Annotated in this window: 2 protein-coding genes; both read left to right on the forward strand. The window is 33.8% G+C overall.

From position 1 onward, the window contains the following. The first annotated feature begins 230 nt into the window (after positions 1-230). Positions 231-827: a hypothetical protein gene (locus AB1397_06940; protein MEW6482713.1), complete on the forward strand. Its 597-nt coding sequence runs from the start codon at positions 231-233 to the stop codon at positions 825-827. Next, a partial coding sequence (locus AB1397_06945; protein ID MEW6482714.1) for an O-antigen ligase family protein occupies positions 809-2,002 on the forward strand: 1,194 nt, incomplete at its 3' end. The genes AB1397_06940 and AB1397_06945, both read left to right, overlap by 19 nt.

Raw genomic sequence — 2,002 nt, forward strand, 5'->3', positions numbered from 1 at the left:
TAATTCAAAATTCAACATTCAAAATTCATAATTTTATAAAGTTTTCCTTAAGATTATCTAAACACATACATTTTGTAAAGCGTTATGGAATTAACTATAAATCATAAAGTCCATCTAATAAATCCCGGTGTGCAATGACAAATAAAATCAAATTTTTATTGGACATTTTTAGTTTGTGCTTATGGATTTAGAATTTCTCATTGGGTATAATTTCTAAACACATACAAGTTATGAAAAAAAAACTACCCCTGGTTATCTTTTTTTTCGTTTTTATCCTTGGCTTCTGGGTATGGTTTCAAAGGGTGATAAAGAGACAAAGGGAAATACCTGTAAAAAAGGAGGTCATTGAGGAAATTAAGAGAAGGATTGAAGAAATAGACAAAATTGCAAGAAATAGTGAAAGCCCAGAGAAAGCAATAAAAGAATCAAAGAAGGCTATATTCCAGCTTACATTTATTGGAAGCCCAGGTGCTTCTTATCTTATAACATCCTCTTTGGATAAAAAAAGGCACAGGTTTGCAAGGGTTATCTACCTTCAGATATTGGCTGCCATAGAAAGCAGGAAGGCTATTTCCTCTTTTGCCTTTATATTAAAGAATGATAGCGATTATTTGTTGAGGATGCAATCTGCGATTTCTCTCTCTATGATAAAGGATGAAAGGGTAATCTTGCCATTAAAAGAAGGCCTTTTTGATAAAGAGATGGTTGTAAAGGTTGCATCTGCCACAGGGCTTATTAAAATGGGAAGGAAAGACCTTGTAGACCAAGCTTCTAAAAATGACTTAAGCCTTAAGATGTATTTGGAAAAGTGGCAGCAAGGATTTTAGCCTTTCTTATAATTGGGGTTGCCCTTGTTTTTGACCCAAACCTTGAGGCTCTTTATGATATTCCAAAGCTTGCTATACTTTTTTCTCTCTCCATCCTTTCCTTTGTTTTCTTTGTAAGGGATTGGACAAAAAGAAAATTTGTATTGATTAGCTTTGGCTTGCTTGAGGTATTTATTTTCCTTTATCTTTTAGCAAATATTATCTCAACCATTTTCTCCCTTTCTCCCTGGCTTTCCATATTTGGCATCTATAGAAGGTATGATGGAATAAATACCCTCCTTTGTTATATCCTCCTTTTCTTTCTCTCATCAAATGTAGAAAAGCCGAAAACAATTCTCTATGCTGTTATGATAGCATCAGGGATTTCAGCTCTTTATGGAATTTTACAGCATTTTGGTTTCTATATCATCCCATCAGGAACAGGAAAAGAGAGGCCGATATCCACATTTGGAAACCCAAATTTTTTTGCTTGCTATGTTTTAATGTCTATTCCTATTATCCTCTCATTCTATCTTAAGGAGAAAAAATACCATTGGCTTATCCTTCTTGCAATTGTCCTTGTATCCCTTTTGTTCACAAAGACAAGGGCAACATTTATTGGGCTTTTCTTTGAACTTGCCTTTTTCTTTATTTTTTTAAAGCCACAAAAAAAGCATCTTTTGGTAATTGCAAGCATTCTCATTATCCCCTCTTTTATCTTTTCTATTCCAATAATTAAAAGAATAAAGGATGTAGGAAAAGACAAAGCAAGAATAGGGCTTTATAAGGGAAGCTTTAATGTATTTTTAAAACACCCATTGTTTGGAACAGGCCCTGAATGCCTACACCCTGCATTTATAAAGAAGCTTCCCGATGAATTTATTTCTCAATACAAGGGTGCATACATTCTGGCTGACAAATCACACAATGAATTTTTGGATATTCTAGCAACCAGGGGAATAATTGCATTTATTTTTTGGATAATTATCCTTGCCCTTATTTTTAAAATAGCCGTATCTTATAAGGAGAAACAATACACAATCCCTATTGCCTCGTCCATCCTTGGCTATCTTATTCAGGCACAATTCAATCTCTCTTTATTTTCAATAACCCATCTTTTATGGATAATGATGGGTTTAGCAGCTCTTATAAGAAAGAAAAAGAAAATCCCCTTGAGACATCCAAGGCTTATTATT

The organism is bacterium, from assembly GCA_040756715.1.
GTDB lineage: Bacteria > UBA9089 > UBA9088 > UBA9088 > UBA9088 > JBFLYE01.

Coding starts and splice junctions, on each gene's coding strand:
- AB1397_06940 (MEW6482713.1), top strand. CDS start 231: ATGAAAAAAAAACTACCCCTGGTTATCTTTTTTTTCGTTTTTATCCTT.